The organism is Granulicella aggregans (assembly GCF_014203275.1).
Classification (GTDB): Bacteria; Acidobacteriota; Terriglobia; order Terriglobales; family Acidobacteriaceae; genus Edaphobacter.
The window spans coordinates 610,393-621,727 of record NZ_JACHIP010000001.1 but is presented as its reverse complement, the minus strand read 5'-3'; the positions used below and the strand labels follow the sequence as shown (position 1 = coordinate 621,727).

The window sequence follows — 11,335 nt, the reverse complement described above, 5'->3', positions numbered from 1 at the left end:
ACCTCACGACCCGCCCTCTGAACCATGGCAGAGTGGCCCGCCGAACTTGAACGAAATGTCCCTACAGGGACCGGAGCCACTATGCACCTTCGCCAGATTCTCGCTACGTCCGTCGCTGCCCTTGCGCTCATCTCCACCACTGCCGTTTACGCGGCACCCACCAGCATCTCCTCGCCTGTCCATGCCGTATTCACCAATGGCAAGATGGTAAAGATCAGCTTCCGCAACGACTCGGGATCGCAGCTTGAACTCAAAGTCGGCGACAACATCATGAAGGTGCAGTCCGGCGCCACGCTTTCGCTGAAGCTGCCTGCAGGCACCAAAGTGCTCGCGAACACTGCAACGCCAAAGCTCACCGCTGGCAGCGTGATCGCGGAGGTCGCTTCATACCTCGACGGAGCGACACTCAGCATCCACTAAGACGTTCTTCCCCTGAACTTCCATCACGCGGAATGCTAAAGCGGAGGTTCTTCGTGATGGAAGTTCGATTTTCGAAAACTTAATTGACCAGCATCTTTACTGGCGTTTCGTGCAGGCTTGCCGCAATGCTGTCCCACAGCGCGATGCGCGCAAGCAGGGCGATCTCCGCTGCCTCGGTGGCTTCTTTCCACTTCTTGCTGTCGCTGCCGCACAACTCGCTGACCATCTGCAGTGCCATGGGCCCGTGGTCCTCGCCGTCTACTTCAATATGCCGATCGAGGTACCAGCGCAGCGTCGCCAACTTGCCAGAGAGACGCTCGTCCTGGTCGCGGATGAAGCCGCGAAACATATCCGGTATAAGGTCTTCGCGGCCGAATGTAAAGGCTGCGGCGACCTCGTGCAGCCTGCCACGCTCGATGATGCCAAACGTCGTCTGAACGAAGCGCTGAGCCGCTTCCGGCGCGGAGCTGCGCGCGAGCGCAGTCGCCCAGTCCGAACCGTCGCGGAGATGAATCAGCAGGCTTTCGATAGCCAGCGTGCAGGCACCGCACTCCTTCATCGCGTGGATGTATAGCTCGAAGTGGCTGATGGGGCGTGTGCCGTAGATGTCGCTCTCTTCGCCGAGGACGATCTCATTCACGAGCCGGCGGCTGGTAGGGAAGCGGCTTGGGACCCAGGGTACATCGATGCAGGTAAGGCCACGCTGCAACGTCTTCAGCAGCGACATGAAATCCCATACGGCGAAGACGTGCGACTCCATGAAGATGTGGAGGTCTTCGACCATCTCGAAGCTCGCGTAGAGCGGATGGTTCGCAAGCCGCGTGTAAAGCGGGCGCAGGCGTTCGGCGAGCGTCTGTAGTTCTTCGGATTGTTCGAGGATTTGCATGTAACGGAGGCCCTTTGGTGGAGGTTGTACGCTGTAAGTTTACGTAAAACCTACAACTTCATTTAGCCGTACAGACGGCACACTGGCACTGCCGCCGCAGGTACTCCCACGAGTAGATGCCGCTCTCGTGGCCGTCGCTCCACTTGAAGCGAAGAGCATATTTGCCTACTGGAGAAACTTCGAGCGGCTTGATCGGCGCTTCGTACATGGGCAGCAAAGTCTGCGGTTTGGGCTTGGGAATTCCCGGGGCCCGGCCGGCGGCGTCGCGCTCTTCGTGGCAGGTGGCGCAGGGGCAGCCATGCCTCAACCAGAGGAAGCTCCATGTGCTGGTGTGGCCGTCGCGCCAGTCGATCTCCATGCCCGTGCCTTCAGATTTTTTGACGCGAACCTTAGCAGGCGTGACTGCATCTGGCGGCAACTTCAACTGCTCCTGCGTAGCTTCGCGCTCGGCTTCGGTTGCGTTGAGGATGCGAATGCCTTCGTGACTCATGCTTGCCTCCAGAAGAAGTATCCCGCCATCAGCACCCCGGTGGCGACAACGATGAGGCGCAGAACGTCGGGGTTCATCTTTCGCGCGTACTGCGCTCCAAGATAGCCGCCGACGCCACAGGTGACCATCGAGATCAAACAGTACTTCCAGATGACCGCGCCGCTGACGATGAAGGTGATGACGGCGCAAAGGTTCGACAGGCACGCTGCAAGCACCTTCATCGAGTTCAGCGAACGCATATCTTCAATGCCGAAGAGCGCAAGCGCACTCATGATGAGGAAGCCCGCGCCCGCGCCAAAGTATCCGATGTAGAAGCAGACCGGCAGCAGGACGCAGAAGAGCGGCAGCAGTGCAGGAGTTGCGTCGCGATCGTGCTCGGTCATCGCGGCGAGTGCCTTCGATTCAGCACGTACCCGCAGCCACTTCGAGACTGGGCCGCTGATCCCGAACAGCAGGGAAGCCAACAGCAACAGCCACGGCACCATGTGCAGGAAAGTTACCTGCCTGGTCTTCAGCAGAACAACCGCTCCGCTTACTCCGCCGAGGATCGACGATACGATGACGACCGGCAGAAGGTCTTTACGAAGGTCTTCACGCAGCGCGGCTACAGAGGTCAACTGCCCCGGCCACAACGCGACCGTGTTCGTCGCGTTGGCCTGGATCGGCGCCACACCCATCGCAAGCATCGCAGGGAAGGAGACGAACGACCCGCCGCCCGCCATGGCGTTCATCACACCCGCGAAGAACGAAGCGACGACCAGCCACGCGTAGTGGAGATGAACTGTAATGGCAGAAAGCATTCACCTCCCATTGTAGTCGTCGAGGGCAAGTTCCTGGGCAGTCCCACTCATCGCGATGTTGCTGCGATGAATGGGGCACAGAGTCGTATTTAACTTCATGCTGAAGATGGAAGCTGTGGTGTCGCGGCGATCAACTCCTGCGTATACGTTTCGCGAGGGTGCTCGCAGACTTCGAGAACATCGCCCATCTCGACCAGTCTGCCCTTCTGCATCACGGCAACGCGGTCGCAGAGATACCGCACCAACGGCATCGAGTGTGAGATGAAGAGGTAGGTCAGACCGTGGTCGCGCTGCAGGTCGCGAAGCAGATTGACGACCTGCGCTCCAACCAAGACGTCGAGCGCGCTGACAGGCTCGTCAAGCACCAGGAACTCCGGACGCAGAGCGAGAGCGCGGGCGATGTTGATGCGCTGGCGTTGGCCTCCGCTGAACTGGTGTGGATAGCGGGGGAGAGCGCTGGCGTCGAGCCCGACGGTGTTGAGCATCTCGTTGAGCCGGGCGTCTAGGCCGCCCTCCGGCCGCTCCTTGTGGATGGCAAAGGGCTCGGCAATAATCTGGCGGACAGACATGCGCGGGTTGAGCGCGGCGTAGGGGTCCTGAAAGACGATCTGCATGCGGCGACGCAGTCTTCTTAGTTGCTGCGAGCTTGCGGTGAGGACATCTTCGCCCGCGAAGCGAACCGAACCAGCGGTTGGCTCGATGAGGCGAAGGATCATGCGGGCGACTGTGCTCTTGCCGGAGCCGGACTCGCCAACGAGGCCGAGGGTCTCGCCGCGATGGATATTGAAAGATACGTTATCGACCACGCGTGCCACGCCGCCCGTGCGAGGGTATTCTTTGGTCAGCCCGGTGGCTTCTACGAGCACTTCGGGAGCAGGATCGGACATAGCCGGATACTAGCATCGCGAGAGGGTAGATGAGCTTAGTGGGATTGCAGGGGAAGACAGCGCTGGTGACGGGAGCGAGCGCAGGGATTGGCCGGGCGACGGCGCTGGCATTGGCAGCGGCTGGCGCGAATGTGGTGGTGACGGCTCGCCGCGAAGAGCGACTTGCTGAGCTCTGCGCGGAGATTGACGCGGCGGGCGGCAAGATGGTGTTTCATGCAGGAGACGCCGCCAGCGAGGCGACGGCAGTTGCGGCGATCAAGCTTGCCGTGGAGAGCTTTGGGAGCCTCGATATCCTGATCAACAACGCCGGCGTTGGTAGCTACAAAAACCTTGTTGACACGCCGGTGGAAGAGTTCGACGCGATGATGGCGTCGAATGTGCGGTCGGGCTTCGTGTTCTCGCGTCATGCGGCTCCACTGATGATCGAGCAACAGAGCGGGACGATTCTCTTCATCTCGTCCGTCGCGGGACTGACGGGGATTGGCGGCGAGTCGGTCTATTCGGCGACCAAGTTCGCGCAGGTAGGCTTCAGCCAGGCGCTTGATGCGGAGCTACGCAAGCACAAGATCAAGGTGGGCGTGATCTGCCCAGGTGGCGTAAAGAGCGAGTTCGGATTGGGGCGGGGAAGAACGGAGGAGTTCATCCGGAACTCACACATGATGGAGCCGGAGGAAGTCGCTGAGGCGATCGTCTTTGCGTGTATGCAACCAGCGAATGTGCGGATTCCGCAGATGCTGGTCCGCCATATGGGTTAGGTCGAGGTTTCGTCGTCGCTCACTTGCAAGTGACTCAGAAACTCTTGATCCTTGCGCGTGAGATCGGCCTTTGCCAGCAGGTCAGGACGGTTGCGATAGGTCTTGGCGAGCGCCATCTGACGACGCCATTTGCGAATCGCACTGTGGTCGCCCTGCTGCAGCACCTCTGGTACTTCAAGGCCAAGGAACTCCGCAGGCCGCGTGTAATGCGGATAGTCGAGCAACCCGCCGGAGAGATGTGTCGAGTCGGGCACGCCGTCCGCAGTAAGTCCGCCTTTTTCCGGCGCAGACTCTGTCCCGAAACTTTCGTTGCGGGCAGAGTCAGGGTTGCCGAGCACGCCGGGCATCAGCCGCACGACGGAGTCGAGAATGACGGCGGCAGCAAGCTCGCCGCCTGACAGAATGTAGTCGCCGATGGATAGTTCGCGGTCGCAAAGCAGTAAGTTGATGCGCTCGTCGATGCCCTCATAGCGGCCACAGAGGAAGACGACGCGCTCCGCAGCGGCGAGTTCGTGGGCGATAGCCTGAGTGAACGGCTGGCCCTGCGCGGAGAGAAGGACCACTGTCTCCTTCGTCGTATCGCGTTCGGGCTTCGCGGCGATGTCGAGGGTCTGGAAGCAGTCGTAGATGGGCCCGGGCTTAAGCACCATGCCCTCACCTCCGCCGAAGGGTCGGTCGTCGACGGTGCGGTGGCGATCGTGCGTAAACGCGCGTAGATCATGGGTGCGGACATCAACAATCCCAGTGGCGATAGCCCGCTTCAGCACGCCATGATCGAGCGGGCCGGTGAAGAACGCGGGAAAGATGGTAAGGATGTCGAAGCGCATATCGCTGCTTTGAGTTTAGTGCGTCGCCTGTTCTCAGGCATTCGTCTGGCGGAGTAGGATTTCCGCATGAGCTTATTTTTTGCGGTAGGGTCGGCGGAGATGGAGATCTCGCCGGAGCAGGCTAAAGCGAACCTGTTCGAGGCGCTCGGTAAGCTGGGCGAGCGGAAGAAGGTACTCGCCGTGCCGCCGGACTTCACGCGTTTTCACTCCAAGGCGGGCGAGTTTACCGAGTATGCCTGGGAGTTTTACGGCGATGCGATGACCGATGTCCTGCCAGCGCTGGGCACACACAAGGCGATGAGCGACCACGAGATCGCCACGATGTTCGGCGCGACGCCGCGCGATCTCTTTCGTGTCCACGACTGGCGCAACGACGTCGTCACGCTGGGTGAGGTCCCTGGCGAGTTCATGCTGGAGGTCAGCGAGGGCAAGCTCGATTACACCTGGCCAGCGCAGGTTAACAAACTCATCCGCGACGGTGGCCACGATCTCATCCTGTCGATTGGCCAGGTTGTCCCACATGAAGTTGTGGGCATGGCCAACGGCAACAAGAACATCTTCGTAGGCACTGGCGGTCCGTTGGGCATTCACCGCTCGCACTTCCTCGGCGCGGTCTACGGCATGGAGCGCATGATGGGCCGCTCGGAGACGCCGGTTCGGCGAGTGCTGAACTATGCCAGCGAGCACTTCGCAAAGCAGCTTCCCATCGTCTACGTACAAACAGTCGTGGCGAAGAACGCAGCGGGAGACCTCGTGCTTCGCGGCATGTTTGTCGGCGATGATGCCGAGTGCTTCGAGCGCGCCGCCGCGCTCAGTCTCGAATGCAACTTCCTGATGCTCGATCGCGAGATTCACAAGGCCGTTGTCTTCCTCGATCCACACGAGTTCCGCAGCACATGGCTCGGCAACAAGAGCGTCTACCGCACGCGTATGGCACTTGCCGACGATGCCGAGCTCATCGTCCTTGCGCCGGGCGTGCATGAGTTCGGCGAAGATAAGGCCATTGACTCGTTGATCCGCAAGTACGGTTACTGCGGCACTCCCGCCACGCTTGAGTACGTCAAGAGTGACCCACAGCTAGCCGCAAATTTGAGCGCGGCGGCTCACCTGATTCATGGTTCAAGCGAGGGAAGATTCACGATCCGCTACTGCCCCGGTCATCTGACGCGCGAAGAGATCGAGAGCGTCCACTTCGAGTATGGTGACCTCGCGCAGATGACCGCGAAGTATGATCCCTCCGTGCTGCAAGATGGGTGGAACACCGTGGATGGAGAAGAGATCTTCTTCATCTCCAACCCAGGCCTGGGGCTGTGGGCGTATCGCGGCAGGTTTGGCGATTAGCCGCAGCTTGAAAGCGATCTTCCAAAGCGCAGTCTTCCTCGGGGCATTCCTGCTCTTCCTGCTGGAGCCAATGGCAGCCAAAGAGTTGCTGCCTGTCTTCGGCGGCGCTTCGGCCGTTTGGATCACTTGTCTCGTCTTCTTTCAGGCTGCTCTGCTGGTGGGATATCTCTATGCGCACCTGCTCGCTCACTGGGAACAGGATGCGCGATGGCGGCTTTTGCATGGAGTTATGCTGGCCGCCGCTTTGCTCTGCGCTGCAATGTGGGCCAGCGGGCATGCGCCGTGGTGGTTTATCGCCGAGCATCCCGCGCGAAGCATCTGCGTAAGACTGGCGATCTCTATCGGTTTGCCGTTCACGATGCTCGCGGCGACCAGCCCGCTGTTGCAGGTATGGCTTCGGCGGGTGGAAGCGGGCGGCGTTCCCTATCGGCTCTATGGCCTATCGAACATCGGATCGCTGCTTGCGCTCGCGGCCTATCCAACATTGATAGAGCCGCATCTTTCCCTGCGACTGCAACGGGGCGCATGGTGCGCAGGCTTCGCGGTGTTTGCCGCGCTATCCGCTTGGCTGGCAGGGCGGGTGCGCTCTACAACTCCTATTGCGAGCCCAGAGGAGCCGACTCCATCGTCGCCGCTGAGCACAAAGCTGCTCTGGCTGCTGCTTCCGATGGCTGGAGCGATGCAATTGAGCGCCGTGACCGAACACATGACAGCCAACGTCGCGGCGATTCCTCTGCTCTGGATCATACCGCTGGCAACGTACCTGCTGACGTTTGTGATCGCCTTCCAAGGCTCGCGGTGGTTGCCACGAACGCCGCTGCTCGGAGTACTTGCCGTGCTGCTCTATGCGCTCGGCAACTTCCTCACTCGGCCAGAGTACCGTGTGCCCGTAGGCCTTGGCATCGGCCTCTTCCTCGCAGAGTTGCTCGCCGCATGTCTTGTCTGCCATACGGAGCTTTACAGGCTCCGACCTTCAGGCGCAAGCGAAACAACAGAGTTTTATCTAACCATGGCAGCAGGAGGAGCACTGGGATCGTTCCTGGTGGGTGTGCTCGCGCCGATGGTCTTTCGCGGCAACTACGACCTGTCGCCGACCTTCGTCGCAACAGCGGCGGTAGTGCTTGCCGTTTGCTGGAGCGATGGCTGGAAGCAGCAGCTGCTGTGGGGTGCCCTGACGATTGCAATGGCGTCGTTCTGCGTCACGATGAAGACAGCGTACTCTCAAAGCGTGCTCACCAGCGAACGAAACTTCTACGGTAGCCTGCGCGTGAAGAGCGGCGTAACTGAGACTGGCGACGACATGCGCACGCTGATGCATGGCAGCATCGTGCACGGAACTCAGATCTTTTCCTCCGATTTGATGCGCGTGCCAACGACCTACTATGCCCCTGACTCCGGCGTCGGCCTCGCACTGGCAGCTTGCTGCGGCGAGCGCCCACGCAGGATCGGCGTCGTCGGTCTGGGCGTGGGGACGATTGCTGCTTACGGCAGGGCAGGGGACAGCATCCGATTCTACGAGATCAACCCAGCAGTCCGGCCCATCGCTGCGAACTGGTTCACTTACCTGCGGCAGTCGAAGGCTGCAATCACGTTCGCCGAGGGAGATGCACGAGCATCGCTAGCCGGCGAACAGCCGGAGAACTTTGACGTGTTGGCGATCGACGCGTTTTCAGGTGATGCGATCCCGCTGCATCTGCTGACGGTCGAGGCGTTTGCAGTCTACAGACGGCAGCTTGCGCCGGGCGGCGTGATGGCCTTCCACATCTCGAACCAGTATGTAGATCTGGAGCCGGAGATTGCGGCGTTGGCCAAGGCTAGCAACATGCAGGCGCGGCGAGTCACAAGCATGGCTGTCGAGCCGCGCGGAGAGTTCCAGGCCTCGTGGATTCTCGTATCGGACAACGCAAATCTTTTCGCCGTTCCGCAGTTTGCAGCTGCCGTGCCTCTCAACTCACGCAGCGGAGTGCAGGCATGGACCGACGACGCTTCGAGCCTGCTGCTGCTGGTGCGCTGGTAGCGAGCGGCTACTTCTTCTCGCGCGCCAGGACCAACTGGCCGAGATGAAACGCCGTGTGGTTGGTGCGGTTGAGGAAGACGCTAAAGCGGTTGCGGGTCGGATCTTTGACGAGGTCTTCGTCGGTCATCGCGGTGTGGCGTTCGAGCCATTGCTCAGGAGTAAGCAGGAGGGCCTTCTCGAGTAGCAGGCTGTTCGTCTCGTTCCAATACCGCTTCAGATCAACGACCGGCGGGAGTTCAGCGAAGGTGCCATCGGGATTCGATAGGAACAGCTCGTCGAGTTCCACATGGTGGCGTTCGCCGAGACCAAGCAGCGGGAGCATCAAATCGTGCACGGCGGTCAGGTGGCCAAGCAGATAGATGACGCGGTTGCGACCGGGCGCGATGGGCTTGAGGAACTCTTCTTCGGTAAGCCCGTCGAAGAGCGAGGTGGCGCGCTTGATGGTTAGCTTCCAGTTGCCGATGGCTACGTCCACCATGATTTGTTGCGGTGTCATTCGAGGCTCTCCGATTGCGATTCGAGAATTTGCTAAAGACTTGCCATGCCCCGATGAGATGAGTTTCCCGGCCCGGTTGCTTCAATATGTGGCGACCGCATCCTACCTGGGTGTAGCTATCCTTAAATGTCGAGGAGAAAGAATGATGGATTCAACGAAGATTGCTGCGGAAGACCGCCAGCTTACGGTCTCTCTGCCGGATGAGCGCGTGAACGTATGTATTGGTTCCGGCACTTACTCGATTGTGATCAAGGGAGCTGACACTGCGGAGAGATTTGCAATGATCGATATGTGGATTCCACCGGGCGGCGGTCCGATGCCGCACTCGCATCTTTGCGAAGAGACGTTCTACGTGATGGAGGGCGAAGTGGCGGTCTTCTGCGGCGAGACGCGCACGCTCGCCCCGACGGGTTCAGCGATGAACATCCCAAGCTGGGCTCCGCATGTGTTTCATAATCTCAGCGACAAGCCTGCGCGGCTGATGTGTACCGTGTCTCCTGCCGGGCTTGATCGGCAGTTCCTGGAGATCGGCGTTCGCGTGGCGACTCGGACCTCGCCACCACCGTCGGTGAGCGCGGAACAAAGGGCTGAATTGATGAAGAAGATCCCGGCCATCGTCGAGAAGTACGACGGCAAGGTGCTTCCGCCGGATGCATTCGACCATCTGATGACCCCGGAAGAGATCCAGTTTCTGAAGGATGCAGAGGGAGCGTAGGCTTACGCGCCGCTTGCCCGTCTCCGCTCTCGAAACGCCGCGACCTTGAAGCGATTCCCGCATGTGGACATGCTGCACCAGCGGCGATGATGCGATTTGGTGCGGTCGTAGAACCAGAGAATGCAGGTCTTGTCCTCGCACGGACGCACCAGCTCGAAGTCGCCCGTGCTGAGCAACTCTGCGGCGGCTTCGACAAGCGGGCCAAGCGCTTGTTCGGCTGTGCCGGACTGCCAGCTCCGCTTCAGCTCCAATCCCTTCCCGCGATGCTGGGAGAGCTCGAGATGACTGCTGCTCTTCGCTAAGAGCTCGTTGAGCGGACCAGGCAAGAGAGGTTTGCCTGCTTTCTTGCGTTCAATTGCATCGCGGATCGTTTCACGCACGGCGCGTGCAGTTTCGAGCAGCTCCCCAGGCCGTAGCTTAGGACGAGGAGAAATGACGAAGCCTGCCTGTTGCAGCCAGCCTTCCACATCTCCGTCGCTCTCGAAGAAGTCGACCTTCTCTCCGTCGGCCACGGCGACCGTATTGAGGAAGTCGAGCACCGGATGATCCGCGATCATCCGCGGTTCAACAAGCTTCTTTTCTCCGGTCTGTGGCGTTGCGTTCATGAGTTTGATTGTAACCAGAGAAAATTCTATTGACAAGTTACATCTCGAGTGTAACCTTTGAATTGAGATTTCTCCGGTATCACCTGGAGTTCGAAGGAGAGAAGATGAACCGACGCGATTTCATAGCAAGCACGACAGGAGCTATCGCCATGGCAACGTCAGTAACAGGCAGTGCAGCCGTAGAGGTCAAGAAGGAGAGTCCCAAAGTGCCCCACACTTCTATTCACCGGATCGACGCCGACGGCGTCAACGTCTTCTATCGCGAGGCTGGTCCCGCCGACGCTCCGGTAGTTCTCCTTCTGCACGGCTTCCCAACGTCGTCGTTCCAGTATCGAGAGCTGATGCCTCTGCTCGCGGATCGCTACCATGTCATCGCACCTGATCTCCCCGGCTTTGGCTTCACGGAAGTCCCGGCGGAACGGCACTACACGTACACCTTCGATGCGCTGGCGAAGACGATCACTGCATTCACGGAAGCTTTGCAGCTGAAACGCTATGCGCTGTACGTCTTCGATTACGGCGCGCCAACGGGCTTGCGTGTCGCGATGGCTCATCCAGAGCGTGTGACGGCAATCGTCTCGCAGAACGGCAATGCTTATGAGGAGGGCCTTGGCGACGCATGGGCACCGATTCGCCACTATTGGAGCGATCCGTCGCCAGCAAATCGGGAGGTCGTCCATCAGGCGCTGAGCCCTGAAGGCTTGAAGTCACAGTACACAGAGGGAGTGCCGCACCCCGAACGCATCAAGCCGGAGGGTTACACGCTGGATGCAGCGATGATCGCTCGACCCGGCAACATGGACATTCAGCTCGATCTCTTCCTCGACTACGCGAACAACGTGAAACTCTATCCGGCGTTTCAGGAGTACTTCCGCAAGTCCAAACCTCCGCTCTTGGCCATCTGGGGCAAGCACGATCCCTTCTTCATTCCACCCGGCGCGGAGGCTTTTCGCCGCGACAATCCAAATGCGACTGTGCAGTTTCTCGATACCGGACACTTTGCGCTCGAGACCCACGTCGAGGAAGTGGCAACCGCGATGAGGCAGTTCCTCGCGAAATCGATCAGCTAAAAGCAAAACGGCCAGAGGAGCGATCC

At 59.9% G+C, this 11,335-nt stretch carries 13 protein-coding genes; 6 read left to right on the top strand and 7 right to left on the bottom strand.

What is annotated here, in order from left to right; all coding sequences use genetic code 11:
- Positions 1 to 81 precede the first annotated feature (81 nt).
- Positions 82 to 420 (top strand): hypothetical protein, encoded by a 339-nt coding sequence (locus tag HDF16_RS02570; protein ID WP_184213591.1) that lies wholly within the window; start codon positions 82 to 84, stop codon positions 418 to 420.
- 79 nt (positions 421 to 499) lie between these two features.
- On the opposite strand, the gene HDF16_RS02565 is transcribed toward HDF16_RS02570, so the two are convergent.
- The 4 genes from HDF16_RS02565 to HDF16_RS02550 form a co-directional block, all read right to left on the bottom strand.
- Positions 500 to 1,306, bottom strand: coding sequence for a DUF3050 domain-containing protein (locus tag HDF16_RS02565; RefSeq protein WP_184213590.1), 807 nt, complete (start codon positions 1,304 to 1,306; stop codon positions 500 to 502).
- 58 nt (positions 1,307 to 1,364) lie between these two features.
- The gene (locus HDF16_RS02560; RefSeq protein ID WP_184213589.1) at positions 1,365 to 1,796 is read right to left on the bottom strand and encodes a DUF971 domain-containing protein; all 432 of its coding nucleotides are present in this window, start codon (positions 1,794 to 1,796) and stop codon (positions 1,365 to 1,367) included.
- Positions 1,793 to 2,596, bottom strand: coding sequence for a sulfite exporter TauE/SafE family protein (locus HDF16_RS02555; RefSeq protein ID WP_184213588.1), 804 nt, complete (start codon positions 2,594 to 2,596; stop codon positions 1,793 to 1,795). Before HDF16_RS02555 ends, HDF16_RS02560 begins: the two co-directional genes overlap by 4 nt.
- Positions 2,597 to 2,691: 95 nt before the next feature.
- Entirely contained in the window at positions 2,692 to 3,483 is a 792-nt protein-coding gene (locus HDF16_RS02550; RefSeq protein ID WP_184213587.1) for an ATP-binding cassette domain-containing protein, read from the bottom strand.
- A 29-nt stretch (positions 3,484 to 3,512) separates the two neighbouring features.
- On the opposite strand from HDF16_RS02550, the gene HDF16_RS02545 reads away from it, so the two are divergent.
- Entirely contained in the window at positions 3,513 to 4,238 is a 726-nt protein-coding gene (locus HDF16_RS02545) for an SDR family oxidoreductase (protein ID WP_184213586.1), read from the top strand.
- On the opposite strand, the gene trmD is transcribed toward HDF16_RS02545, so the two are convergent.
- Positions 4,235 to 5,065 (bottom strand): tRNA (guanosine(37)-N1)-methyltransferase TrmD, encoded by an 831-nt coding sequence (gene trmD, locus HDF16_RS02540; RefSeq protein WP_184213585.1) that lies wholly within the window; start codon positions 5,063 to 5,065, stop codon positions 4,235 to 4,237. The genes HDF16_RS02545 and trmD overlap by 4 nt on opposite strands.
- A gap of 66 nt (positions 5,066 to 5,131) precedes the next feature.
- Here trmD and HDF16_RS02535 point away from each other — a divergent pair, with 66 nt between their 5' ends.
- On the top strand, positions 5,132 to 6,406 hold the full coding sequence (locus HDF16_RS02535; RefSeq protein ID WP_184213584.1) for a lactate racemase domain-containing protein: 1,275 nt from the start codon (positions 5,132 to 5,134) through the stop codon (positions 6,404 to 6,406).
- Between the two features lie 7 nt (positions 6,407 to 6,413).
- Entirely contained in the window at positions 6,414 to 8,423 is a 2,010-nt protein-coding gene (locus HDF16_RS02530) for a spermidine synthase (RefSeq protein WP_246408595.1), read from the top strand.
- 7 nt (positions 8,424 to 8,430) lie between these two features.
- Here HDF16_RS02530 and HDF16_RS02525 read toward each other — a convergent pair whose 3' ends face one another.
- The gene (locus tag HDF16_RS02525; RefSeq protein WP_184213582.1) at positions 8,431 to 8,919 is read right to left on the bottom strand and encodes a DinB family protein; all 489 of its coding nucleotides are present in this window, start codon (positions 8,917 to 8,919) and stop codon (positions 8,431 to 8,433) included.
- 142 nt (positions 8,920 to 9,061) lie between these two features.
- On the opposite strand from HDF16_RS02525, the gene HDF16_RS02520 reads away from it, so the two are divergent.
- Positions 9,062 to 9,634: a cupin domain-containing protein gene (locus HDF16_RS02520; RefSeq protein ID WP_184213581.1), complete on the top strand. Its 573-nt coding sequence runs from the start codon at positions 9,062 to 9,064 to the stop codon at positions 9,632 to 9,634.
- Between the two features lie 2 nt (positions 9,635 to 9,636).
- Here the strand turns inward: HDF16_RS02520 and HDF16_RS02515 are convergent, their stop codons facing one another.
- Positions 9,637 to 10,239 (bottom strand): CGNR zinc finger domain-containing protein, encoded by a 603-nt coding sequence (locus HDF16_RS02515; protein WP_184213580.1) that lies wholly within the window; start codon positions 10,237 to 10,239, stop codon positions 9,637 to 9,639.
- Between the two features lie 104 nt (positions 10,240 to 10,343).
- Between HDF16_RS02515 and HDF16_RS02510 the strand changes: the two genes are divergently transcribed.
- Positions 10,344 to 11,309, top strand: a complete 966-nt coding sequence (locus tag HDF16_RS02510; RefSeq protein ID WP_184213579.1) for an alpha/beta fold hydrolase — start codon at positions 10,344 to 10,346, stop codon at positions 11,307 to 11,309.
- Positions 11,310 to 11,335: the final 26 nt, after the last annotated feature.